Here is a 23,546-nt window from a genome sequence, read left to right on the forward strand (position 1 = left end):
GTGCAGCGGGACAAGCTCATGAGCCTGGCGTGCGCGTACGAGCTGGTGCACCGGCCCCGGCAGGTCGAGGACGCGTACCGCGCCCAGCACCGCTTCCGCTACCAGGAGGCGTTCGTCCTGCAGGCGGCCCTGGCACGTCGCCGGGCGCTCGCGGCGCGCCAGGAGGCGACGGCGCGCCCCCCTCGTGGGGGCGGACTCCTCGACGCGTTCGACGCCCGCCTGCCGTTCACGCTGACGGGGGGCCAGCTCGAGGTGGGACGCACGCTGGCGCACGACCTCGCCCAGGACCACCCGATGAACCGCCTGCTCCAGGGCGAGGTGGGGTCCGGGAAGACGCTCGTGGCACTGCGGGCGATGCTGCAGGTCATCGACGCCGGGGGCCAGGCGGCCCTGCTCGCCCCCACCGAGGTCCTCGCCGCCCAGCACCTCCAGTCGATCACCAGGACCCTCGGACCGCTCGCGGAGGGCGGGATGCTCGGCGGGGCGGCGGACGGCACGCAGGTGGTGCTGCTCACCGGGTCCATGCCCACGGCGCAGCGGAAGAAGGCGCTCCTGGCCGCGGCGTCCGGGGACGCCGGCATCGTGATCGGCACCCATGCCCTGCTCTCCGAGCACGTGAGCTTCTTCGACCTCGGCCTGATCGTGGTGGACGAGCAGCACCGGTTCGGCGTGGAGCAGCGGGACTCCCTGCGGACCAAGGCACGCACCTCGCCGCACGTGCTGGTGATGACGGCGACGCCGATCCCGCGCACCGTGGCCATGACGGTGTTCGGTGACCTCGAGACCTCCACCCTGTCCGAGCTCCCGGCCGGCCGCTCGCCGATCGCCACGCACGAGGTGGGGCTGACCGAGCACCCGGGATGGATCGACAGGATCTGGGCGCGGGCCCGGGAGGAGGTGGACGCGGGACGGCAGGTGTACGTGGTCTGCCCGAAGATCGGCGACGGCCAGAAGGCCGACGACGACGCCGGGGTCCTCCTTCCGGCGGACCCGGCGACCGGGGGGCAGCAGGAGCCCACCAGCGTGTTGGGGCTCGTCGGGTCGCTCGCGGAGGTCCCGCAGCTGCAGGGCGTGGTGAGCGGTATGCTGCACGGCCGGATGGACCCGCAGGACAAGGCCGACGTGATGGCCCGGTTCACCGGAGGTTCCCTGCACCTCCTGGTCGCCACCACGGTGATCGAGGTGGGCGTGGACGTCCCCAACGCCACGCTCATGGTGATCATGGACGCCGACCGCTTCGGGATCTCCCAGCTCCACCAGCTGCGGGGCAGGATCGGTCGTGGCGGCCACCCGGGCACCTGCCTGCTGGTCACGCAGCTCGAACCGGACCACCCGAGCCGGGAGCGGTTGTCGGCCGTGGCCTCCACCACGGACGGGTTCGAGCTGTCGCAGAAGGACCTCGAGCTGCGCCGTGAGGGCAACATCCTCGGGAGATCCCAGTCCGGCGGGCGTTCGGCCCTGCGCTTCCTGAAGATCACGCAGCACACGCAGGTCATCGAGCGCGCCCGTGCCGACGCCCAGGACATCGTGGGTGCCGCCCCCGAGCTGGAGGGTCATCCGGGCCTGGCCCAGGCCATCCAGCTCTACCTCGATCCTGAGAAGGAGGCGTTCCTCGAGAAGGGCTGACATCTGCGCTCCGCACCTGCGGAGGTACTGTGTCTCTCATGACGCAGTTGAGGATCAATGATGCCGCCCGCTATCTCGCGGTCAGCGACGACACGGTGCGCCGCTGGATCGCCGACGGCGTCCTCGGCAGTTCGAAGGACCCTGCGGGCAGGGCCGTGGTCGACGCCCTGGAACTCGCCCGGCTGGCCCACCGCAACGCCGTGCTGCCGGGGGACCCGTCGGACATCGGTCGGTCGGCGCGCAACCGGTTCGTGGGGATCGTCACCGAGGTCACCATGGACACCGTCATGGCTCAGGTGGAGCTCCAGTGCGGTCCGCACCGGGTGGTGTCGCTCATGAGCAGCGAGGCGGTCCGTGATCTCGGGCTCGAGCCCGGGTCCGTCGCGATCGCCGTGGTCAAGGCGACCACGGTGATCGTCGAGACCCCCGCGGGGAAGGCCTAGGGAATGCGCGGTTCCTCCACCGGCCGTGACCGCTCCCGCGCCGTCGCCCTCCCCGTTCTCCTCTCCGCCGTGGTCCTGGTGACCGCGGGGCGCTCGGCGGATGCGCCGGACACCGGTGGGGCCGTCAGCGACTCCGGCAGCGTCACGGTGTTCGCGGCCGCCTCCCTCCGTGACTCGTTCACCGAGCTGGCCCGGCAGTTCGAGCAGGAGAACCCGGGGACGCGCGTGGTCCTCACCTTCGCGGGATCCTCGGACCTCGCCACCCAGATCTCCGAGGGTGCACCGGCGGACGTGTTCGCCTCCGCCGACACCCGCACCATGGCGCGGCTGCAGGACGACGGCCGGCTCGCGGGGGACCCCGTGGACTTCGCCTCCAACACACTCGAGCTCGCCGTCCCGCCGGACAACCCCGCGGACATTACCTCCCTCGCGGATGCGGCCCGCCCCGGGGTCAAGACCGTGGTGTGCGCGCAGCAGGTGCCCTGCGGGGCCGCGACGGCGCAGGTGGAGGAGCTGTCGGGCGTGCGCCTGAGTCCCGTGAGCGAGGAGGCGTCCGTGACCGACGTCCTCGGGAAGATCACCTCCGGGCAGGCGGACGCGGGCCTGGTCTACGCGACGGACGTGCAGCGGGCCGGCGAGGCGGTGCTCGGCATCGGCGTCCCCGAGGCCGCCGACGTCGTGAACACCTACCCGATCGCGTTCCTGACGGATGCCGCCGATCCCGACGCCGCGCGGTCCTTCGTGGACTTCGTCGCCGGGCCCGAGGCGCGGGTGGTCCTCGAGGCGGCGGGTTTCGGTGCGGGCTGAGGATCCGCGCCGATCACCGCGCCGGCAGGGGCACGGATCGTGACCGGCAGAGCCCTCCCGCGCTGGGTGCTGGTCCTGGCCGCGGGAGGAGCCCTGTTCGTGATCCTGCCCGTGGTGGCCATGGCACTGCGGGTGGACTGGCCGAACTTCCTCGCCCTGGTGACCTCCGGCAGCGCGCGTGCCGCACTGCTGCTCAGCCTCCGCACCTCCCTGGCCGCGACCCTGCTCTGCGTGGTGTTCGGCATCCCCATGGCGCTGGTCCTGGCGCGCACGTCCTTCCGCGGCCAGGGCCTCCTCCGGTCCCTCGTCCTGCTGCCCCTGGTGCTCCCCCCGGTGGTCGGCGGGCTCGCCCTGCTGTACACGTTCGGGCGGCGGGGGCTGCTCGGCGGTTCCCTGAACGCCGCCGGGATCGACATCGCCTTCTCCACCGCGGCCGTGGTGCTCTCGCAGGCGTTCGTGGCGCTGCCGTTCCTGGTCCTCAGCCTCGAGGGGGCCCTGCGGACCGCCGGTACGCGCTACGAGGTGATCGGGGCGACGCTGGGCGCCGGTCCGTGGACGGTCCTGCGGCGCATCACCGTACCCCTCGTGCTCCCGGCGCTGGTGTCCGGCACGGTACTCTCCTTCGCCCGGGCGCTGGGGGAGTTCGGTGCCACCCTCACCTTCGCGGGGAGCCTGGAGGGCACCACGCGGACCCTGCCCCTGGAGATCTACCTCCAGCGCGAGACCGATCCCGACGCCGCCGTGGCGCTCTCCCTGCTCCTCGTGGTCATCGCCCTCGTGGTCGTGGGCATCGCCCACCGGGTCCGGCCGCTCGGGAGCGGCGCCGTGGCTCGTGGCGTCCGGGCCGGAGGATGAGCCTCACCTTCGCGGCCGCCCTGACCGGACGGTCCTTCGACGTGGCCTTCGAGCTGGCCCCCGGTCAGACCCTGGCGGTGCTCGGACCGAACGGGGCGGGCAAGTCCACCCTCCTGGACCTCGTGGCCGGGCTCCTGGTCCCCACGGAGGGACACGCCGCCCTCGATGGTTCCGTGCTGTTCGACATCGGCGCCGGGCGGAGGATCCTCACCGAGCCGCGGCACCGCGGGATCGCGCTGCTGGCCCAGGACGCACTGCTGTTCCCGCACCTCACCGCGCTCGAGAACGTCGCCTTCGGGCCCCGCAGCAGGGGCACGGGACGATCCTCGGCCCGACCGCTCGCCCACCGGTGGCTCGAACGCGTGGGGGTGTCCGAGCTGGGCCGACGCAGCCCCGCGCAGCTCTCCGGAGGTCAGGCCCAGCGCGTCGCGCTCGCCCGCGCCCTCGCCGCCGCCCCGGCGCTGCTGCTCCTCGACGAGCCGCTCGCGGCCCTGGACGTGACGGTGGCCCCTGCCGTCCGCCTGCTCCTCCGCGAGGTCCTGGCGGACAGGTCGGCGGTGATCGTCACCCACGACCCGCTCGATGCCTTCCTGCTCGCCGATCGCGTCCTGATCCTCGACGGCGGGCGCGTGGTGGAGGCCGGACCCACGAGGGACGTGCTGACGCACCCCACCACCTCCTTCGGTGCCCGCCTCGCCGGCCTGAACCTCGTCCACGGCCGGCTGGCAGGAGCGGCGTTCGCCGGCCCCGGCGGTCTGCGGGTGCCCTGGCAGGGTGGACCGGTGGCCCAGGGTGCGGCGCTCGCGCTCGCCGTCCGGCCCACGCGGATCGACGTGTCCAGGGACGGCCCACTCACGGACGGCCCACCCCCGGGGGGCGAGGGGCCCGGACGGATCCACGTCGTGGCCGGGATCGAGGACGTGGAGTACCGCGGGGACCTCGTCAGGGTGCACGCCGGTGCCCTGGCGGCGGATGTCCACCCCGCCGCCGTCGTGGACCTGGGCCTCGCACCCGGTGTGCGGGTCCGGCTGTCCTTCTCACCGGAGGACGCCTCGATCTACCCGCTGTGAGCGTGGGGCACGGCTCCGGTCCGCGGCGATAGAGTCGGGAGCATGACGCGCATCATCGCCGGACTCGCCGGAGGTTCCACCCTCACCAGTGTGGAGGGGACCGGGACCCGGCCCACCACGGACCGCGTGAAGGAGGCACTGTTCTCCCGGCTGGAGTCCTACGGGGTCCTGGAGCGCGCCCACGTCCTCGACCTGTACGCGGGGTCGGGCTCGCTCGGCGTGGAGAGCGCGAGCCGGGGCGCCGCGAGCGTGGACCTTGTGGAGTCAGCCGATCGGGCGGCCGAGGTGGCCCAGCGGAACGCGGATCTGGTGAACAAGGTGCTGGGGCGTACCGCGGTGCGGGTCCACCGGTCGCGGGTGGAGACGTACCTGGCGCGGGTGGCACCCGAGCTGACCTGGGACCTCGTGCTGATGGACCCGCCGTACACCCTCGACGCCGAGGGGGTCACCGAGGTGCTGTCGGCGCTCGGGTCCCGTCTCGCGGAGGGTGCCGTGGTGGTGGTGGAGCGTTCGGCGAGATCGCCCGAACCGGTATGGCCCTCGGGCCTGGAGCGGTTCTCCGAACGGAAGTACGGCGAGACGCGTCTGTGGTTCCTGGAGCCCGCAGCCCCCTGAGGTCCGGGGAGGAGCACCTGCCCGCCGGGGGGCCCACCGGTTCGCACGCCGGTGGGCCCCCCGGACGGCTGTTACGCGGTGCGCCGGGTGCGGAGGAGTGCGACGACGCCGGCGGCGAGTCCGAGCAGACCGGCCACCAGGCCGACCCAGCCCACGGCGGACGTCGAGGAGGTCTCGCTGCTCACGGCGGTGGGTTCCGTGGCGATCGTCTCGGCCGTGTCGTCCGACCCGGCCTCCTCGTCGTCCGAGGCGCCCGTGGCCGCACCGTGCGCGTGGCCGCCGCCCTCCGCCGCCGTGGTGACGAACGAGGGTGCAGGCTTCGAGGGCTCCTCCTCGCCCTCCACGGTCTCCTCGTCCCAGGCCACCACCTCGCCATCGGTGTAGGTCTGCACGGCCGGGAGCATCACCGTGGTGTCGGCCGCGGGCAACCTGCCCACGGAGATGGCGAACGTCTGGTACTCCTGCTGCGAGATCTCGGACCCGGGCTCCGCCGTCCAGACGACCGAGAGCGCGGCCTCGGTGAGGGTGGCGCCGTCGTCCGTGGTGACGGGTTCGGGCAGCTCACCCGTGACCACCTCGGCGCTCCAGCCCGCCATGGGCTTGACGCGTACGGAGGTGAAGGGCTGCTCGGTGGGGAGCTTCACCTCGATCTTGTTGGTGCCCGCCGTCTCGGACTCGTTCGGGACGCTGAAGGTGAGCTGCGAGTAGCCGTTCTCGGACGTGGACGCAGGGGATACGGACACGTGGGCGCTGGCCGCGCCGAGGCCGAGGGCCATGAGGCCGGCCGTGGTGAGTGCGACGGCGCCCGTGGTGCGGGCGCGGAAGCGGTGGGAAGAGGTCATGGGACTGCCTTTCGCGGGGTGCGCTCCTCGACCGGTGGGAAGCACCGGGGGAGTCGGGAGCAGCGGGATGATGGGGGCGGAACCGGGGCGGGTTCAGCGGGAAGGGACCAGCAATGGTCGCGGCGGGCCGCGCAGGGTGGGCACCGAGGCGTGGACCGGGAGCGGTGGGACGCGCACGGGCTGCTCCGGTACCAGGCCGCGGGGTGCGGGCACCGGTGCGGGCAGCTCGGCGGATGGCGTGACGAGGGGCCGCAGCCAGGCGGCGAGCAGGACGACGGCGGCATCGCTCCGTGCCACGGCGAGCGCCAGGACCAGGGTGGCGACGGCGTGGAGGAGGAGCATCGACACTCCGTGCTGCCCGGCGAGCTGTTCCCGGACCACGGGTGAGCAGGCGAGCTCGAACGCGGCGTGGTGGCCGGGTTGTGCCGCGGAGGGCAGGCAGGAGGCGGGGGCTGCCGTCAGCTCGAACAGGGTGTGCAGCACCAGCTGGCCGGCTCCCATGACCAGCACGATGGAGCGGAAGGAGAGTGCGCGGCGGGTGAGGAGCGTGATCGGTACCAGGAGCAGCGCGCCCAGCAGCGCGATGATGCCGAGCGGGGGGAGGTGACCGGCACCGAGCACGTGGGACGCCGAGGAGAGCGAGAGGACCAGGGACACGAGGACCGCCGAGCGGACGTAGCCGAGGGTGGATCCCATCATCGTCTCCTTCCCCTGGTCCTGTGCCCGCCGTGCCTGCCGTCGCTGCCGGGCATCCGCCGCTTCCGGGCCCTCCCAGGATACCGTGACGGGCCGACCCGCCCGCCGGTCCCTGCCCGGGTCGCGGGGTGGATCCGTCTGCTCCTACTTCGGAGGGGAGAGCCGCTCGGATGACCCCGGACCCGCCCGATCACCATCCGCGCTCGAACTCCTCGCGTCCGGTGCCGACCAGCACGGCGGCGGGGTGGGGCCCCCGCTCCAGCAGCGTGGTGGTCCAGGACGCCGGCCAGGACGAGCGCCGGGCGGCGACCACCACGTTGCCGGCGAGCGCTCCGCCCACCATCCCCGCCTCGGTGAGCACCGCGGTGCTCGCGGCCAGCGAGGTGAGCTGACGGCTCTGTTCCCGGGCGAAGCGCAGCGGCGGATCGTCGCCCACGTTCACGAGCAGCACGCCGTCCTCGGCGCAGATCCGCAGGAGGTCCGCGGCGAAGCCCGGTCCGGTGAGATGGGCGGGCGCGTCGGCGCCGGCGAAGATGTCGAGGACGACGGCGTCGAACGCGCCGTCCGGTTGGTCGCGGACCGTCGCGGCGGCGTCGTCGACCACGATGCTGCAGTCGGTACCGGGGGCGAGCGGGATGGTCTCGAGGACGAACTCCATCAGCTCACCCTCGATGTCCACGGCCACCTGCGCGGAGCCGGGCCGGGTGGCCTGGACGTAGCGGACGAGCGTCAGGGCCCCTGCTCCCTGGTGGAGCACGCGCAGGGGTGTCCCGGCCGGCCGCACCAGGTCGAGCACGTGCGCGATCCGCTGCAGGTACTCGTAGAACACGCGCTCCGGTCGGCGCACGTCCACGTGCGACTGCTGGGCGCCCCCGATGCTGAGGATCAGTGCCCCGTCGATGAAGGCGTCCTCGTCCAGCTCCGCGTAGGCGCCGATGCCGGACAGCCAGCGGGTGGGGACCTCGAAGTCGCCGTCGTGCTCCGGCTCGGGGACGCCGTTCACAGGCGTTCACGCAGCGTGGACAGGCGGGTGGCCGCCTCCTCGATGACCTCGGTCCGCTTGCAAAAGGCGAAGCGCAGCAGCGAGCGGGTGCGCAGGGCGCCCTCCTCGTGGCAGAACACCGCCACGGGGATCGCGGCCACCCCGATGAGGGAGGGGAGGCGGCGCGCGAGCTCCGTGGCGTCCTCGACCCCGAGCGGGGAGGCGTCCACCAGGGTGAAGAAGGTGCCGCGGGGCGTGAAGACCTCGAAGCCCGCGGCCCGCAGGCCCACGCCGAGCAGATCGCGCTTGCGCTCCAGCGTCGCGGCGGCGGAGGCGAAGAAGGTGTCGGGGAGGCCGAGGCCCACGGCGATCGCGCTCTGGAACGGTGTGCCCGAGGTGTAGGTCAGGAACGTCTTCACGGTACGCACCTGCGCCACGAGTCCGGGGGGACCGGTGAGCCAGCCCACCTTCCACCCGGTCACCGAGAAGGTCTTGCCCGCCGAGGAGATGGTCAGCGTGCGCTCCATCGCCCGGGGGAGCGTGGCGACCGGTACGTGCTCGGCGCCGAAGGTGAGGTGCTCGTAGACCTCGTCCGTCACGATGATCGCGCCGTGGCGCTCCGCCAGGTCCACGATCAGCTCAAGCGAGGCACGGGTGAGAACGCTGCCCGTGGGGTTGTGCGGATTGTTCACCACCACGATCCTGGTGCGGTCGCCGAAGGCCGCGGCCAGGGAGTCGGGATCGGGCTGGAAGTCCGGGGCGAGGAGGGGTGCCGTGGTGTGCGTGGCCCCGCTGAGGGCGATCACCGCGCCGTAGGAGTCGTAGAAGGGCTCGAAGGTCAGCACCTCGTCCCCGGGACCCGCGAAGGCGAGGATCGCCGCCGCGATGGACTCCGTGGCCCCCGTGCTCACGATCACCCCGTCCCGCGGATCCGGCTGCAGCCCGTAGAACCGCTCCTGGTGCGCCGCGATGGCGTGCCGCAGCACCGCCAGGCCCTGCCCGGGCGCGTACTGGTTGGCTCCCGCGGTGATCGCCGCCCGCGCCGCCTCGAGGATCTCCTCCGGTCCGTCCTCGTCGGGGAAGCCCTGCCCCAGGTTGACGGCCGAGTGCTGCTGCGCGAGCGCCGTGACCTCCTCGAAGATGGTGATCCCGAGCTCCCCGTCCGCACCGAGCAGGTTCGCACCCCGCGCCGCCCGTGCCCACGGTGCCGGTCCGGTACGCGCGGCGCCGTTCGTCCTTGTGTCCGTCATGCGACCAGTATCGCCGGTCCGACCCGGCTGCCGCCGGTGGCTCGGGGGATTGTCCTGTCACCGGACCGACTGGCTACCGTGGGGGCATGACCCGCGCCATCTGCCCCGGCTCGTTCGATCCCGTCCACCTCGGCCACGTGGACGTGATCACGCGGGCCGCACGTCTCTTCGACGAAGTGGTGGTGGCCGTGTCCACCAACTACGCGAAGACGTACCGGTTCGACGCCGAGGAACGCCGCATGCTCTGCGCGGAGAGCCTCGCGCACCTCCCCAACGTCACCGTGGTGCCCATGGGTGGCGGTCTGCTCGCGGACTTCTGCCGCGAGCAGGGAGCCGTCGGCGTGGTCAAGGGACTGCGCTCGGGGCTCGACGTCGACTACGAGCTGCCGATGGCGCGGATGAACCGCCACCTCGCGGACGTGGAGACCGTCTTCCTCCCCGGCGATGCCGCGTTCCTCCACGTCTCCTCCACGCTGCTCAAGGAGGTGGCGGCCCTCGGGGGCGACGTCGCGCCGTTCGTGCCGCCCGCCGTCCTCCGCCGCCTCGTGCCGCCGGACCACCCGGACGGTGCCGGGCGCGACGTGCCCGCCGAGCCGTGACGGCGGTCGCCGGGTCCGGACGTTTTGGGGCTGTGCGTCGGATCAGGCTAGGATGGCACGTCGGTCATATGTTCTACAGGAGTCATCATCACTAGCGATCTCAGTGCGCCTTTGACTTTCAGTGTCAAGGATCTCGGGCGGAGCCCGGGAAGCATGCGGACACTGGAGGAACGTGTACCGGCACCGAAGGATCTCGGTGTGGCGCTCATCGGTGTACGGGAGGGTTCCGAACTGGAACTGGACCTGCGCCTCGAGTCCGTCCACGAGGGGATCCTGGTGTCGGGAACGGCAGACGTCGAAGTAACCGGCGAGTGCGGCCGTTGCCTGGAGCCACTGCGGTTCGACCGCACGGTGGACCTTCAGGAGCTCTTCTTCTACAGCGACTCCGAGTCGCTGTCGGGCGAGGATGAAGAACAGCACCGGGTGGAGAACGATTCGGTCGATCTGGAACCCGTGCTGAGGGATGCGGTGGTTACCTCGCTGCCATTCCAGCCGGTGTGCCGGGAGGACTGCAGAGGTCTGTGCTCCGAGTGCGGGGCGCAGCTGAACGCCGATCCGGATCGCCACCATGAAGTTCTGGACCCCCGCTGGTCGGCCCTCGCAGGGCTGACCGGTACCGCCGCAGAGAACGACGCGGCAGCAAAGTCAGAGTCGGACGAGAGAGAAGAGAGTTAGCCGTGGCTGTCCCGAAGCGGAAGATGTCCCGCGCGAATACCCGCGCACGCCGGTCCCAGTGGAAGGCAACCGCGCCCAAGCTGGTTAAGACGCTGGAGAACGGTCGCGTCACCTACAGCCTCGCCCACCAGGCCAAGGTTGTCACCGACTCGGCCGGTACCCCGCTGTTCCTCGAGTACAAGGGACGCAAGGTAGCCGACGTCTGACATCGAATTCCTCGTCCGCCGCACGCCCCGGGGTGCGGCTGACGGATTCGGTGCGGAGCTGGCTGATGCAGTCGTGAGAAACACAGCAGAACTGACGAAGCGTCTCGGGGTCGACATCGACCCCGAGACGCTTCGTCTTGCCCTGACCCACCGCTCCTACGCGTACGAGAAGGGCGGGATCCCCACCAACGAGCGCCTCGAGTTCCTCGGCGACTCCGTGCTGGGCCTGTCCGTGACCGATGCCCTGTACCGGGACAACCCCACGCTCTCCGAGGGCGAACTGGCCAAGCGGCGCTCCGCCGTCGTGAGCACCAAGGCCCTCGCCGGTGTGGCACGTACCCTGGATCTCGGCAGCTACGTGCTGCTCGGTCAGGGCGAGAAGCTGACCAACGGGCGCGACAAGGCGTCCATCCTCGCGGACACCATGGAAGCGGTGATCGGCGCGGCGTACCTGAGCCGCGGCATCGAGACGGCCCGTGCCATGGTGATGCGGCTGATCGGGCCGCTCCTCACCGACTCCGCCGTCCTCGGCAACGGGACGGACTGGAAGACCCGCATCCAGGAGACCGCGGCGGCGGGGCGCCTCGGCGCGATCGACTACCGGGTCGAGGGAACCGGCCCCGACCATGCGCGGACCTTCACCGCGCGGCTCCTCATCGGCGGCGTGGAGTACGGCTCGGGCCGTGGTCCCTCGAAGAAGGAGGCCGAGCAGACCGCCGCCGCGGAGTCCTGGGTGGCGCTCGCCGCCGGCGCGCCGGGCCCCGTCCACGGAGGTACCCACGCCTCCTCACCGCCTGCCGGGTCCTGAGTGCCGGAACTCCCCGAGGTCGAGGTGGTGCGGCGCGGGCTCGCGCGGTGGGTCGTGGGCCGCACCATCGATGCCGTCGACGTCCTCGATCCCCGCTCCCTCCGACGCCACGCCGCGGGCGTCGAGGACTTCCGGGAGCGGACGTTCGGGGCGCGTGTGTCCGACGTCGTACGCCGCGGCAAGTTCCTCTGGCTCCCCCTCTCGATGACGGGGACCGCGGGGCGCGCGCCGGGGACGGCACTGATGGCGCATCTCGGGATGAGCGGTCAACTGCTGATCGAGGGCCACGACGCACCGCCCGAGAAGCACCTGAAGGTACGGTTCACGCTGTCCGCGGCCTCGGGGGAGGACGACGACGCGCTTCCGGACGAACTGCGCTTCGTGGACCAGCGCATCTTCGGGGGGATGTTCGTCACGGACCTGGAGCCCACACCGGACGGCGCCCCGGGAGGACTCGGACTCCACCCCGCGCCCCTGATCCCGCGTGAGGCCGCCCACATAGCCCGTGATCCGCTGGACCCGGCCTTCTCCACCGAGGTGTTCCATCGGCGCCTCCGCGGCCGCAGGACGGGCCTGAAGCGCGCGCTCCTGGACCAGGGCCTGATCTCCGGGGTCGGGAACATCTACGCCGACGAGGCCCTCTGGGCGGCGCGGCTGCACTACGCCCGCCCCACGGACACCCTCCGCAGGCCCGAGACCGCACGTCTGCTCGAGGCGGTGACCACGGTGATGACCAGGGCGCTGGACGCCGGTGGTACGAGCTTCGACTCCCTGTACGTGAACGTCAACGGCGCGTCCGGGTACTTCGCACGATCCCTCGAGGCCTACGGGCGCGAGGCGAGTCCCTGCCGCCGGTGCGCCGACCAGGGCCGGAGCACCCTCATCAGGAGGGAGCCCTTCATGGGCCGCTCCTCCTACCTGTGCCCGGTCTGCCAGGCCCGTCCGCGGAACGCCCGACCCTGACGCCTGCCGCGATCACCGGCACGGGAACAGCTTCCAAGTGCTCCCGCGGAGGTCTCGGACCGGTCTCGGATCGGTGTCGGACAGGGGGTCGATCCTGCTCCGGACCACCGTCCCGTGACCCAAACGTGACAGAACGGTGATCAACGCATACAGTTGGACCCGCGCCCGTCCACCACGGAGAGGCGCCCACCTCACACTGCCTAACCCTGTCGATGAGAGTGGACCGTTCGCACAACACGTTCGACAGGGGCGGGGGAACCGAAAGCGGGCTCGTCTGACGAGCCCTAGGGGTTAAGACGCGTGTGGACCGGCCAGGGGGCGGTGGTCCACGGAAGAGCGCGTCCGGATGTCCCATCCGAACCCGACAGCTAACTTCGTAGGCATTGGGAAAGGCATCATCATGTCCAAGAAGACTTCCGCAGCGCGCCACCGGGCCGTCCCGACGCGCACCAACCCCCTCGCCGCAGCAGGCAAGCCGGCCGTCGTGGCCGTCGCCGTCTCCGGCATCATGCTGGGAGCGGCACTCCCCGCACAGGCCTCCGGTGAGATCCAGGTGGCTCCCGCCGCAGCTCAGCAGTACTCACTGCAGTCCGTCGCGGCTCCCATCTACACGGCTCCGGTCTACACCGCTCCCGTTGCCGCTCCGGTCTACACGGCTCCGGTCTACACCGCTCCCGTTGCCGCTCCGGTCCACACGGCTCCCGTCACCTACACGTACACGGCTCCCGTCACCTACACGGCGGCCAGCCAAGCGGCTCCCGCGGTTGCACAGTCGAACTACAGCTTCCAGGCTCCTGCCGGTGCGATCACCCCGATCCCCAACGGTGGCGCCGTTGCTCCGGCCCCCGCTGCTCCCGTCGCTCCTGCTGCCCCCGTGGCCGGCAACGGCATCACCGGCACCGCCATGCAGGGCGAAGGCGGCAGCTACGTCTACGGCGGCACCGGCTTCAAGGCCTGGGACTGCTCCGGTTTCGTCCAGTGGGTCTACGCCCAGAACGGCATCAGCCTTCCCCGCACCACGTGGTCGCAGTTCGCCGCCCTGCGCCCCACCAGCAACCCGCAGCCGGGCGACCTCGTGAGCCAGAACGGTGGCAGCCACGTGGGTATCTACCTCGGCAACGGCAAGATGATCAGCGCGCTGAACCCGTCCCAGGGCACCCTGGTGCACGACGTCAGCGCCATGCAGGTGGACGGCTACTACACCCGCTAGGACCATCACGCCGGCATCTTGCCGGTGATGCACGAAGGGCGGGACGCACGAGCGTCCCGCCCTTCTCGCGTCTCCGGACACTTCCCGGCCTGCAGTGACGAGCGGTCGGCTGCGGGGACGGTGAGGATGGATCACTGCTCATGGGCTGGTAGCTGCGTGATGAGGCGTTGATCAGTCGCCGGCACGGTTCAGCGGTATGCGGGGACCTACGTGGACGCCAGGCGGAGCGAGTTCCTGGCGGTACCGGGGTTCACTGCGCGTAGTGCGCTGCCAACTGCCCGAACCCATCGTCGATCGTGACCGACGGCGTCCAGTCGAGTACCGATCGTGTACGGCGCTGGTCGAACCAGTGCGCGGTGGAGAGCTGCTCCGCGAGGAAGCGCGTCATCGGCGGCTCGTCCGCCCGCCCGAGGGCCTGCCAGCCCCGCTCGATCACGGCTCCGGCGCCACGCGCCAGGGCGCCCGGCACGGACCAGGCAGGTGGTTCCACCCCTCCGGCCCGGCAGATCCCCGCGAGGAGCTCGGCGATGGGCCGAGGCTCACCGTTCGTGACCACGAGGGCCTGACCCTGCGCCTGCTCCATGCGGTCCAGGCCGGCCACGATCGCCGAGGCCGCGTTGTCCACGTACGTGGTGTCGATCAGGGCCGCCCCGCCGTCGAGCAGGGGGAGCCGCCCCGCCCGGGCACGCGCGATCACGCGCTCCACGAGCTGGGTGTCCCCGGGCCCCCACACGACGTGCGGGCGGACGGCGGCGACGCGGAAGTCCGGGGTGGAGCGTCCGAGCGCCAGCAGTTCCGCCGCAGCTTTGGTCCGGGCGTAGTGCCCGCGGGCGCGCCCTGGATCGGCGGGCCCGGCCGGTGCACCCACGAGCGAAGTGCCGCTGTGCGCCACGGAGGGAGAGGACACCTGGACCAGGTCGCGCACACCGGCACTCCGGGCGGCGTCGAGCAGGAGGCGGGTGCCCTCCACGTTGATGCGCTCGAACTCCGCGGCGCGGCCCGTGAAGGAGACCTTCGCGGCCAGGTGGATCACGGCCGTGCACCCGTGCACCGCTGCCGCCACAGCTGCGGGATCGTCCACGGAACCGAGGTGGTCCTCCGCGCCGTCCACATGCGAGGGGCGGCGCTGGAAGCAGCGGACGGATCCGCCGTCGGCCAGCAGCCGCTCCGCGACCGCCCGGCCCAGCATGCCGCTGGCGCCGGCGACGAGGACGGTCCCAGCTTCCCCGCCCGGCCGCCGGAGAGGAAGCGGGCGCTCCACGCCGCCACCCGCGAGCGGTCGATCTTCGCGTTGTGACGCACGTCCACCGGAAGGCTCGCCACCTCGAGGACCGCGGAGAGCTCGGTGCCGGAGGCCCGTGCGGCGGACCGGACGGCCGCGGCGAGAGCGGCGTCGGCGAGCCGGGGGCGCCGGCCCGTCGACGCCTCCGTCTCGAGCACCGCGACCACGGCCTGGGTCCCGGCGGGGCCAACCCCCACCACGGCGGCGAGCCGGACCCCGCCCACGAGTTCGAGCGCCTGCTCGAGCCCCACCGGGGTCACGACTCCGGTGGCGGTGGTGAGCACATGACCCAGCCGGCCCTCCACCCACAGGCGTCCTTCGGCGTCGAAGTGGCCCACGTCGCCCGTGCGGTGCCACGGCCGCGTACGCGCGGCTTCCTGCTGGGTGCGCCACAGGCGGAAGTAGCGGTCCTTCACGTGGGGTGCGGCCACGAGGATCTCGCCCGTGATCCCGGTCGCCGTGGTGACGTCCGCCGTCGGCGAGCCGGAAGCATCGAGCGGGCTCACCGCCACGCGGGCCCCGGGGACGGGTGGCCCCACGCAGACCCCGTTGCCGGCCCCGGGAAGGCCCGCGGCGGTGGATGCAGCCGCGCGCCGTACGCCGTCGAGGTCGATGTCCGCCACCAGGAGGGACTCGGTCATCCCGTACGGGGGGTGGAGGGAGGCTCCTGGCACGAGCTCCTGCACGGACTCGAGCAGCGTGGACGGGACCGGGGCTCCGGCGGAGAGCAGCAGGGAGATCCGTCCGAGGGCATCCCTGCCCGCGGTGGTCAGGGCTCCGGCGGTGGCCACGACGTTCCGCAGCGCCGCCGGGGAGGCGAAGACCGTGGTGGCGTCGATGGCAGCCGCGGCATCGGCCAGCGCCCGCGCCGTGAGGGGGCGGGGCGCCGTGACATCCATGTCCGGGGTCACCGAGGTGGCCCCGAGCGCCGGCCCGAGGAGCGCGAAGGGGGCGAATCCCGCCACGAGGGCGGTACCCGGGCCGAGTCCGAGGGTGGATCCCACGGCGTCGCGCATGGCGGCGAGCTGACGGTGCGTGTACACCACGCCCTTCGCCGGGCCGGTGGAACCGGAGGTGAAGAGGATCGCGGCGTCGCTGTCCGGCGCCGGTGCCGGTATCTGGACGGGTCGGGCGGCGCGGAGATCGTTCAGCGACAGCTCGACCCCCAGGGCCTTCCGCACGGCGGGTGACAGGGGAGTGGCGCTGATCCGGCGGCCGGGCCAGCCGAAGACGCGTGCGGCCACGAGTGCGCGCTCGATGCCGATCACGACGTCGGGAGACGCGCCCTTCACGGCGCGGCTCAGACCTTGCGCGCCGAGTCCGGCATCGGCGACCACGATCACCGCGCCGATCTGCAGGCACGCGTAGATGAGGACGGTCAGATCGATCCCCGGCGGGACGAGCAGGCTCACCCGTGTGCCGTGCCCGTAGCCGAGCGCGGTGAGACCGCCGGCGACGGCGTCCACGTCCGCCGCGAGTTCCCTCCAGGTGAGCGTGCGCGGTGCCCCTCCGGGGAGCATCTCCGCGACGGCCGTCGTTCCCGCGGCGTCGCCCGCAGCGAGCTCGGGGATGAGCGCACCCAGCGGCCGGTACTCGCCGGGTGCCTCGTCCGACGGGCGGTGCTGATCATCGCGTGCGGACAGCAGCTCAGGAGCCGGTGTCCCGGCAGCCAGTACCTCGGGGTCCTGCGTCCCGGTCCCGGGGTGCCCCAGCGAGTGGGAGCTGAGCCACTCCACGGTGGTGGCCGCGGTGTCGGCGTCCTCCTGCACGAGGTGGCTCGCGCGCTCGAAGCGGTGGATGTCGGCGTGCGGGAACCGCTCGGCGAGGTCCTGCAGGTAGGGGTCGGAGAACACAGGGTCCCCGGGCCCCCACATCATCAGGACGGGGACGTCGAGGCTCCGGATCCCCTCGGCCGTCTCGGTCAGCGCGGCGAAGCTGGGGTGCGTCTCGTCGGCGGGGATGTCGGAGACGAAGTTCGCGATGCCCTCGCGGGCGGCGGCGGTGCGGTAGGGCGCCCGGAAGGCGCGGCGCACCTCGGGGCTCAGCGCGGGCCGGGCCAGGGCCAGGGTGACGTCCAGGAACGCCGTGCTGGTCCGGGTGCCGAGCCCGTGGACCCCGGGGGCCAGCGCGAGCCGCAGCGCGGCCGGGATCGAGCGGGCCGGATCCTGGTGCACGGCCGTGTTCGTCAGGACCACCCCGACGAGATCCTCCCGGTTCCGGTTCGCGTAGCCGAGACTCACCACCCCGCCCCAGTCGTGCCCCCCCGTCGCCACGGGACCGGAGAGTCCCGCGGCGCGGACGAAGTCCTCGAGATCCGTGATGCGGTGCGCCAGGCGCCGGAAGACACCGGTCCTCGCGGAGTACCCCATGTCCAACTGGTCCACGGCGATCACCCGCCACCCCGCGTCCCGTCCTGCCGCCAGGAGGGCGCGCCACAGATAGGACCAGGTGGGGTTCCCGTGGACGCAGAGCAGTGTGCCGCGCGCCGGGAGATCCCCCTCCGTGCCCACACCGTTGTCCAGGTAGTGCCAGCGATGCACCGTCCCCGGGGCGTCGGCGTCACTGGACGAGGGCACGTCCCGGTAGGTCGACCAGGAGGGGTCGACGCCGGGGAGTGCTACCACGCAAGCTCCATCATCGACGTGTTGAGGCCCGAGCCCACCCCCAGGCAGAGGACGCGGTCGCCGGGGGAGAGGGAGTGCGCTTCCTGGGCGAGGGTCATCGGCAGGGACGCCGGACCCACGTTGCCCCAGTGGGGGAAGGTGATGGGGACCCGCTCGCGCTCGAGGTCCACCGCCTTGATGATCGCGTTGGTGTAGGAGTTGGACACCTGATGGGTGACATAGCGATCCATGCCGTCCCACGCCCAGCCGTCCGCCTGTGCCTCGTGCCACGCGGTGACCACGAGCTCCAGCCCGCCGTCGAGCAGGCCCTTCGTGTCCGTGTACATGCCGCCCGGGCTGCCCCCGCACAGTTCGTGGGGCCCCGCCCCGGCCCGGGACCCACCGCCGACGATGCGGTGGGACCCGGGGTGCAGATCGGCGGGGCCGGACACGGCCCCCGCCGCCCCCGCCCGGGGGGCCAGGGGGGCGAGCGGGGGGGGGGAGCCCTCCGGGGGGGGGTCCCCCCGGTTCAGCGGGTCGAACGTGGCCTCCTGGGCCCGCCGGGAGTCCTCCCCGGCCACGATCAGTGCGTACTTGATCTGACCGGAGTCGATCATGTTGGCGGCCAGGGTCATACCGTTGACGAACCCGAGGCAGGCATTGGCCAGATCGAAGTTCATGGCCGAGGAGGGGAGCCCGAGCGCGTGGTGGATCTTCACGGCCACCGACGGCTCGAGGTTCCGGCGTGTCACCGAGGTGTTGATGAGCAGACCGACGTCACCCGGTTCCACTCCGGCCTCCGCCATGGCCTTCGCACCCGCCTCGATGGCGGCGTCGTCGAAGTCGGAACCCGGGGACCACCAGCGGCGCTCGGTCACGCCGGCCACGCGCTCGAGCAGGCGCTTGGAGAGGCGGAGCCGCTTCAGACTGGGTGCCAGTCGCTCGTCGAAGTCTGCGGAACTGACGACTACCGGCGCCTCCACACTCGTGACGGCGAGCAATGCCGTGTTGTCATGTCGGAACGTCGCGTTACCGGTCAAATTTCCTGCCTCGTCAACTGATCAGCGCCGGTGGATGGCCGTGGAAGGACCCACGTGTGGGTCGGCCTGGACGCCTTGGAATAGTGCTGAATCTTTGTAAGCCTACTTCTTGCCGCACGGAGGGTCACCTCGGACGTCCGCCTGCTGCACGGGTTCACGGGGCGGTACGACGCACCGTCGGGGTGGTCCAGTAGATTGGTGAGGTCCCGAACCGTCTGGAGAACCTGACACCGTGCATCTGAAGAGTCTAACCGTGCGAGGGTTCAAGTCCTTCGCCTCGGCGACCACCTTCGACTTCGAACCGGGCGTGACGGCCGTCGTCGGCCCCAACGGTTCGGGGAAGTCCAACGTGGTGGACGCGCTCGCCTGGGTGATGGGGGAGCAGGGGGCCAAGACGCTCCGCGGCGGCAAGATGGAGGACGTCATCTTCGCCGGGACCGCCGGCCGCGCCCCACTCGGACGGGCGCAGGTGGCGCTGACCATCGACAACGGCGACGGCGCCCTGCCCATCGAGTACAGCGAGGTCACGATCTCCCGCACGCTGTTCCGTGCCGGTGGCTCCGAGTACGCCATCAACGGCAGGGGCTGCCGGCTGCTGGACATCCAGGAGCTGCTCTCGGACTCCGGGCTGGGCCGGGAGATGCACGTGATCGTGGGGCGGGGCCAGCTCGACAAGGTGCTGCACGCCACACCCGAGGACCGCCGCGGATTCATCGAGGAGGCCGCCGGCATCCTCAAGCACCGCCGCCGCCGTGAGAAGACCGTGCGCAAGCTCGACGCCATGCAGGCGAATCTCGCACGGCCCGCGGACCTCACCGCCGAGCCGCGTCGGCAGCTCACGCCGCTCGGCAAGCAGGCCGAGGGGGCCCGGCGGGCGCCGCAGGTGCAGGTCGCGGCACGCGCCCCCCGCGCGCGGGCGCCGGCGGCGGACCTCGCGGCGCCCCGTTCCGGCATCGAGCGTGACGCCGCCGCGGAGGCGGGGCGGCAGACCGGGCGGGAGGGGGGGGAGCGGGCGCGCGTCGCGGGGCGGGCGCGGCCGGCGCCCCTCGGGCCGGCCGGCGCCCCCGCCGTTCCCGCGCCCGATGCCGCCCGTGAATCCTTCTACGCGCTGTCGAGCGGCCGCGGGAAGCTCGCGGCCCTCGGACCCGCGCCGAGGACCGGGCCCAGCTGCTGGGTCAGGGCGGGGACGGCCCGGACACCTCCCGCGATCCCGACGAGCTCGACCTCCGCGCGGCCCGTGCCCGTGCGGAGGTCGCGGAGCTCCATGCGGACGTGGGCACTGCCCGGCGGGTGCTGGAGCTGGCCCTCGAGGCGCGCCGCGCTGCCGAGGACGCCGCGGCAGCCGAGGAGGTCCGATCGGCCCGGCGCCTGCGCGCGGCCGCGGGCCGGCGCGAGGGGGCCGCCCGGCGGGCGGGGGGTGTCGGTGCGGCGCGGGGCCGGGGCGAGGCGGCCGTGGCGGAGCGCGGGCGGCTCAGGTCGTCCATCGATGCCGCGGAGGGCCGCCGCCGGGGCACCGAACGCGAGTTCACCGCCCTGGAGGGTCGGGTCGCCGGGGACGAGGAGAGCGAGGAGGGTCTCGACGCCGAGTACGAGGAGGCGTCCGCTGCCCTCGAGGCGATCGCGTTGGAACTGGACGCCGTCGTCGAGCAGGAACGCACCGCGGAGCAGGAGCGCGGCATGCTCGCCGCCCGGGTGGAGGTCCAGCGCGAGGGCCTCAGGCAACGCGACGGCTCCTCGGTGCTCCTGGCCGCCGGGCTCGACGGCGTGTCCCGCCCGATCGCGGCGCTGCTGCAGGTGGAGCCCGGGTTCGAGCGCGCCGTCGCCGCGGCCCTCGACCGCAGCGCCGACGCCGTCACCGTGGAGGACCTCGCCTCCGCCGTCGAGGCCCTGGCACTGCTGAAGCGCTCCGACGCCGGGCAGGTGGCCCTCCTGGTGGCCCCCGGGACCGACGACCCCGGGCAGCCGTCCGCGCACCACTGCTCGGCCGGCGTCCCCGTCCTGTCCCTGCTCACCCTGCCGGTGGCGCTCCGCCCGGCGCTCGAGGACCTGCTCGGGGGGGTGGTGGTGGTCGACGACCTCGGTCAGGCCCTCCAGGTGGTCGAGGAGGGGCATGCCCGGACGGCCGTCACGCGCGACGGCGACGTGCTCACCGCGCACGGTGCGCGCGGCGGCACGCCCGACGCCGCCGGGTTCCTCGAGCTGCGTGCCGCGGTCGAGGAGACGGAGCGGCGCCTGGCCGACGTGGTGCGGCTGACGGAGCGGCTCCGTACCCGCGCCTCCGACCTCCGGACGGCGCGGACGGCGGCGCAGGAGCGCACCGAGCACGCCCTCGCACGACTCCACGAGTCCGACGCCCGCATGGCCGCCGTCACCGAGGAACTGGGGCAGCTGAACGCACGTATGCGCTCGGCGGCCGACGAGACGCGACGGTCGACCGTGCTCCTGCGGGCCGCTGAGGCCGAGCTGGCCCTGGAGGAGGCCCGGCTCGAGGACGCCGCCCTGCGCCTGCAGGAACTCCAGGACCAGCCGGTGGAGGCGGAACCTCCCGTCGAGCAGCGCGACGCGCTGCGTGGTGCCGCCGTCGCCGCACGTCAGGCCGAGCTGGAGGCCCGGCTGACCCTGCGCAGCCGCGAGGAGCAGCTCTCCTCCGTGGAGGGGCGGGCCGCATCCCTGGAGCGTGCGGCGCAGTCCGAGCGGCGGGCGCGTGAACAGGCCGCCGAGAAGGCCCGGATCCGGCAGGCGCACGCACGGAGGGCTGCGGCCGGGGCGCGGGCCGCCCGCCTCGGGGGGCAGCGGGCGGCGCGGGCCCTGGAGACGGCCGGCCGGCAGCGGGAGGCCGCCGAAGGGCTGCGGGACGCCCAGGGCGCCGAGCTCCAGCAGGTCCGCCGGTCCACCGGTGAACTCGCCGGGGAGCTGGCCGAGCTGACCGATTCCGTGCACCGGGACGAGCTGGCGCGCACCGAGCAGCGGCTCCTCATCGAGACGCTCGAGCACCGGTCCGCCGAGGAGCTCGGGCTCACCCCGGACCACCTCGTGGCCGAGTTCGGCCCTCACCTCCCGGTGCCGGAGGACTCTGCGGGGGAGGACAGGTGGGCCGCACTCCGCGCGCCGGTGGACGACGAGGGCCGCCCGGTGCCCGAGGGGATCCCCTTCGTGCGGGAGCAGCAGCAGAAACGGCTGAGACGAGCCGAGCGCGACCTCGCGGCGCTCGGCAGGGTGAACCCCCTGGCCCTCGAGGAGTTCGCGGCGCTCGAGGAACGGCACCGGTTCCTCAGTACCCAGCTGGCCGATCTCAGAGCCACCCGGAAGGACCTCCTGGACATCATCCGGGAGGTCGACGAGCGCGTGGAGCAGGTGTTCACGGCCGCGTTCGAGGACACCGCCGAGCAGTTCCGGCACGTGTTCACCACGCTGTTCCCGGGCGGCGAGGGCAGACTCGTCCTCACCGACCCCTCGGACATGCTCACCACCGGGATCGAGGTGGAGGCGAGGCCGGCGGGCAAGCGGATCAAGCGGCTGTCCCTGCTGTCCGGCGGCGAGCGCTCGCTGACGGCCGTGGCACTCCTGGTGGCCATCTTCAAGGCGAGGCCCTCGCCGTTCTACGTGATGGACGAGGTGGAGGCGGCTCTCGACGACACGAACCTCGGCCGCCTGATCGGCATCTTCCAGGAGTTGCGGGAGTCCAGCCAGCTGATCATCATCACGCACCAGAAGCGCACCATGGAGGTGGCCGACGCCCTGTACGGGGTGAGCATGCAGGGCGACGGCGTGTCCACCGTGATCAGCCAGCGCCTGGACGGGGAGACCGGCCGGCCCCCGCACCGGTCGGTCTAGGCGGGGCGGGCCCCCGCGCCGGTCCCGGCGTCGGTGCCGTCCCCGCCCACCGGTGTGCTCCCCGGCTGCTGGAGCGGTTCCCGCGCCGTGAACCACACGACGGCGGCGAGGAGACCCAGGACGCCGCTCCCCGCGAAGGCCAGCGCGTAGGAGCCGAAGGCCAGGGCGTCGATCACGAGGCCGGCGAGGACCGGGCCTATGAGCGTGCCGACGTCGGCGCTCATCTGGAACACGGCGAGGACCTTGCCACCACTGCGCCCGTTGCCGATCACGTCCGCGACGGCGGCCTGCTGCGCGGGGTTGAGGAGTCCGGTGCCGATCCCCCCAATCACGCAGATCCCGAGGAACACGGGTACGGAGCCGGAGAAGCCGAGCGCGATCATGGCGCCGCCGTTCACCAGGAGCCCGACGATGACCAGGGGCCGCCGGCCCAGGGAGTCGGCCAGCCGTCCGGAGACCGTGAGCGAGAGCGCTGTACCGGCGGCGAAGAACGCCAGGGACAGTCCGGCGATCTCCGGCCCGGCTCCCAGGACCGCGGCCGCGAAGAGTGGTACCAGGGCCATCCGTACCCCGAAGGAGGACCAGCCGTTGGTGAAGCTCGAGACCAGGGCGGCACGGTAGGCGGAGTCCCGGACCGCCTCGCGGACGGTCAGCGGTGCCTGCTGCCGTGCAGCCCGACGATCGGCCAGCGTGGTGTTCTTCAGCTGGAAGAACACCACGGCCGAGGCGACGAGCAGCGCCGCGGCGTAGACGAGGAACGGGACGCGCAGGCCGAACCCGGCCAGGACGCCCCCCAGCAGGGGGCCGCCGATGCTCCCGAGCAGGAACGCGGTGGCGTAGGACCCGGGGACGCGGCCGCGGATGGCAGGCGGGGCGAGGCGGACGATCAGCCCCATGGCGGAGACCGTGAACATGGTGGAGCCGATGCCTCCGGGGGCGCGGAACAGCAGGAGCTGCCAGTACTCGGCGGCGAAGGCGCAGGCCGCCGGGGAGGGCGCCACGATGACCAGGCCCACGGGGTCCCCCGGCCGCTCCCCCCCCCTCTCGACGGGCCGCCCGCCCGCCGGCGCGAAGATCAACCGCGTGAAGGCGAGGGCGCTGACGATCAACGCGGACGCCGTGACCCCGACGTCGAAGCGC

Annotated in this window: 19 protein-coding genes, 2 pseudogenes and 1 riboswitch; of the genes and pseudogenes, 13 read left to right on the forward strand and 8 right to left on the reverse strand. The window is 72.7% G+C overall.

Annotated elements, in window-relative coordinates; genetic code table 11:
• The 6 genes from AC792_RS11525 to rsmD form a co-directional block, all read left to right on the forward strand.
• On the forward strand, positions 1–1,626 hold a 1,626-nt coding region (locus AC792_RS11525), incomplete at its 5' end, for an ATP-dependent DNA helicase RecG (protein WP_049830662.1).
• 38 nt (positions 1,627–1,664) lie between these two features.
• Entirely contained in the window at positions 1,665–2,069 is a 405-nt protein-coding gene (locus tag AC792_RS11530) for a TOBE domain-containing protein (protein ID WP_049830663.1), read from the forward strand.
• A gap of 3 nt (positions 2,070–2,072) precedes the next feature.
• Positions 2,073–2,876: a molybdate ABC transporter substrate-binding protein gene (gene modA / locus AC792_RS11535; protein WP_049830664.1), complete on the forward strand. Its 804-nt coding sequence runs from the start codon at positions 2,073–2,075 to the stop codon at positions 2,874–2,876.
• A gap of 39 nt (positions 2,877–2,915) precedes the next feature.
• Entirely contained in the window at positions 2,916–3,731 is an 816-nt protein-coding gene (locus tag AC792_RS11540; protein WP_049830665.1) for an ABC transporter permease, read from the forward strand.
• Positions 3,728–4,801, forward strand: a complete 1,074-nt coding sequence (locus tag AC792_RS11545; RefSeq protein ID WP_049830666.1) for a sulfate/molybdate ABC transporter ATP-binding protein — start codon at positions 3,728–3,730, stop codon at positions 4,799–4,801. Before AC792_RS11540 ends, AC792_RS11545 begins: the two co-directional genes overlap by 4 nt.
• 42 nt (positions 4,802–4,843) lie before the next feature.
• Entirely contained in the window at positions 4,844–5,416 is a 573-nt protein-coding gene (gene rsmD, locus AC792_RS11550) for a 16S rRNA (guanine(966)-N(2))-methyltransferase RsmD (RefSeq protein ID WP_049830667.1), read from the forward strand.
• Positions 5,417–5,487: 71 nt separating this feature from the next.
• Here the strand turns inward: rsmD and AC792_RS11555 are convergent, their stop codons facing one another.
• From AC792_RS11555 to AC792_RS11570, 4 genes are all read right to left on the reverse strand, one after another.
• Positions 5,488–6,258: a YcnI family copper-binding membrane protein gene (locus tag AC792_RS11555; protein WP_049830668.1), complete on the reverse strand. Its 771-nt coding sequence runs from the start codon at positions 6,256–6,258 to the stop codon at positions 5,488–5,490.
• A gap of 93 nt (positions 6,259–6,351) precedes the next feature.
• A complete protein-coding gene (locus tag AC792_RS11560) occupies positions 6,352–6,957 on the reverse strand; it encodes a hypothetical protein (protein ID WP_160317640.1) in 606 nt (201 codons plus the stop codon).
• A 187-nt stretch (positions 6,958–7,144) separates the two neighbouring features.
• Positions 7,145–7,957 carry a spermidine synthase gene (locus AC792_RS11565; protein WP_049830670.1) on the reverse strand — a complete coding sequence of 271 codons (813 nt, stop codon included), beginning with the start codon at positions 7,955–7,957 and terminating at the stop codon, positions 7,145–7,147.
• The gene (locus AC792_RS11570) at positions 7,954–9,186 is read right to left on the reverse strand and encodes an aminotransferase class I/II-fold pyridoxal phosphate-dependent enzyme (protein WP_049830671.1); all 1,233 of its coding nucleotides are present in this window, start codon (positions 9,184–9,186) and stop codon (positions 7,954–7,956) included. Before AC792_RS11570 ends, AC792_RS11565 begins: the two co-directional genes overlap by 4 nt.
• A gap of 86 nt (positions 9,187–9,272) precedes the next feature.
• Here AC792_RS11570 and coaD point away from each other — a divergent pair, with 86 nt between their 5' ends.
• From coaD to AC792_RS16515, 6 genes are all read left to right on the forward strand, one after another.
• Complete coding sequence (gene coaD, locus AC792_RS11575; protein WP_049830672.1) at positions 9,273–9,785, forward strand: pantetheine-phosphate adenylyltransferase; 513 nt, start codon at positions 9,273–9,275, stop codon at positions 9,783–9,785.
• Between the two features lie 111 nt (positions 9,786–9,896).
• Positions 9,897–10,460: a YceD family protein gene (locus AC792_RS11580; RefSeq protein ID WP_049830673.1), complete on the forward strand. Its 564-nt coding sequence runs from the start codon at positions 9,897–9,899 to the stop codon at positions 10,458–10,460.
• A 2-nt stretch (positions 10,461–10,462) separates the two neighbouring features.
• Complete coding sequence (gene rpmF, locus AC792_RS11585) at positions 10,463–10,666, forward strand: 50S ribosomal protein L32 (protein ID WP_043445822.1); 204 nt, start codon at positions 10,463–10,465, stop codon at positions 10,664–10,666.
• Positions 10,667–10,739: 73 nt separating this feature from the next.
• Positions 10,740–11,474, forward strand: coding sequence for a ribonuclease III (gene rnc, locus AC792_RS11590; RefSeq protein ID WP_049830674.1), 735 nt, complete (start codon positions 10,740–10,742; stop codon positions 11,472–11,474).
• On the forward strand, positions 11,475–12,437 hold the full coding sequence (gene mutM / locus AC792_RS11595; protein WP_049830675.1) for a bifunctional DNA-formamidopyrimidine glycosylase/DNA-(apurinic or apyrimidinic site) lyase: 963 nt from the start codon (positions 11,475–11,477) through the stop codon (positions 12,435–12,437).
• Positions 12,438–12,655: 218 nt separating this feature from the next.
• Positions 12,656–12,835, forward strand: a riboswitch (cyclic di-AMP (ydaO/yuaA leader).
• 2 nt (positions 12,836–12,837) lie between these two features.
• A complete protein-coding gene (locus AC792_RS16515; RefSeq protein ID WP_082177687.1) occupies positions 12,838–13,647 on the forward strand; it encodes a C40 family peptidase in 810 nt (269 codons plus the stop codon).
• 250 nt (positions 13,648–13,897) lie between these two features.
• Here the strand turns inward: AC792_RS16515 and AC792_RS11605 are convergent, their stop codons facing one another.
• The 3 genes and pseudogenes from AC792_RS11605 to AC792_RS11615 form a co-directional block, all read right to left on the reverse strand.
• A complete protein-coding gene (locus tag AC792_RS11605; RefSeq protein ID WP_049830676.1) occupies positions 13,898–14,836 on the reverse strand; it encodes an NAD-dependent epimerase/dehydratase family protein in 939 nt (312 codons plus the stop codon).
• Positions 14,837–14,865: 29 nt separating this feature from the next.
• Positions 14,866–17,553: pseudogene (locus AC792_RS11610) on the reverse strand (alpha/beta fold hydrolase); the annotation flags it as partial.
• Entirely contained in the window at positions 17,547–18,572 is a 1,026-nt protein-coding gene (locus AC792_RS11615) for a 3-oxoacyl-ACP synthase III (protein ID WP_049830677.1), read from the reverse strand. The gene AC792_RS11615 and the pseudogene AC792_RS11610, both read right to left, overlap by 7 nt.
• Before the next feature lie 232 nt (positions 18,573–18,804).
• On the opposite strand from AC792_RS11615, the pseudogene smc reads away from it, so the two are divergent.
• Positions 18,805–22,406 (forward strand): annotated as a pseudogene (gene smc / locus AC792_RS18215) (chromosome segregation protein SMC).
• On the opposite strand, the gene AC792_RS11625 reads toward smc, so the two are convergent.
• On the reverse strand, positions 22,403–23,546 hold a 1,144-nt coding region (locus AC792_RS11625), incomplete at its 5' end, for an MFS transporter (RefSeq protein WP_082177692.1). The pseudogene smc and the gene AC792_RS11625 overlap by 4 nt on opposite strands.

It is taken from the genome of Arthrobacter sp. RIT-PI-e, assembly GCF_001187915.1.
Taxonomy (GTDB): domain Bacteria; phylum Actinomycetota; class Actinomycetes; order Actinomycetales; family Micrococcaceae; genus Arthrobacter_D.

Bases quoted from the DNA above. Each gene is read 5' to 3' on its own strand.
- coaD (WP_049830672.1), top strand. From the start codon at position 9,273: ATGACCCGCGCCATCTGCCCCGGCTCGTTCGATCCCGTCCACCTCGGC.
- rsmD (WP_049830667.1), top strand. From the start codon at position 4,844: ATGACGCGCATCATCGCCGGACTCGCCGGAGGTTCCACCCTCACCAGT.
- AC792_RS16515 (WP_082177687.1), top strand. From the start codon at position 12,838: ATGTCCAAGAAGACTTCCGCAGCGCGCCACCGGGCCGTCCCGACGCGC.
- AC792_RS11570 (WP_049830671.1), bottom strand. From the start codon at position 9,186: ATGACGGACACAAGGACGAACGGCGCCGCGCGTACCGGACCGGCACCG.
- AC792_RS11605 (WP_049830676.1), bottom strand. From the start codon at position 14,836: ATGCTGGGCCGGGCGGTCGCGGAGCGGCTGCTGGCCGACGGCGGATCC.
- modA (WP_049830664.1), top strand. From the start codon at position 2,073: ATGCGCGGTTCCTCCACCGGCCGTGACCGCTCCCGCGCCGTCGCCCTC.
- AC792_RS11560 (WP_160317640.1), bottom strand. From the start codon at position 6,957: ATGATGGGATCCACCCTCGGCTACGTCCGCTCGGCGGTCCTCGTGTCC.
- AC792_RS11555 (WP_049830668.1), bottom strand. From the start codon at position 6,258: ATGACCTCTTCCCACCGCTTCCGCGCCCGCACCACGGGCGCCGTCGCA.
- AC792_RS11545 (WP_049830666.1), top strand. From the start codon at position 3,728: ATGAGCCTCACCTTCGCGGCCGCCCTGACCGGACGGTCCTTCGACGTG.
- AC792_RS11530 (WP_049830663.1), top strand. From the start codon at position 1,665: ATGACGCAGTTGAGGATCAATGATGCCGCCCGCTATCTCGCGGTCAGC.